Below are 217 nucleotides of genomic sequence, written 5' to 3'. Positions count from 1 at the left end.
AGCCATCATTCCGGAGGAAGAAGCGATCGACCTGATGAAGAAGGCAGCAAAAGCTACTTACGGAAGAAAAGGTGACAAGATTGTTCAGATGAACTACGACGCAATCGACGCAGGTGCAAAACAGGTTGTAGAAGTTGCTGTACCGGAAAGCTGGAAAGACGCTGCTGATGAAGGATTATTCACACCGGAAGTCAAAGGCGGAAGAAAAGAAGTTGTA

At 46.5% G+C, this 217-nt stretch carries 1 protein-coding gene; it reads left to right on the top strand.

Going from position 1 to position 217, the window contains the following annotated elements; translation table 11 throughout:
• Nucleotides 1–217, top strand: a 217-nt coding sequence (locus HJY11_RS14335) for a hypothetical protein (protein WP_208076542.1), incomplete at both ends; no start/stop codon positions are given.

Source organism: Bittarella massiliensis (ex Durand et al. 2017), from assembly GCF_017566145.1.
GTDB classification, from domain to species: Bacteria; Bacillota; Clostridia; order Oscillospirales; family Ruminococcaceae; genus Bittarella; species Bittarella massiliensis_A.
The sequence above is the reverse complement of the archived record's forward strand: the minus strand, read 5'-3'. Positions and strand labels throughout refer to the sequence as shown.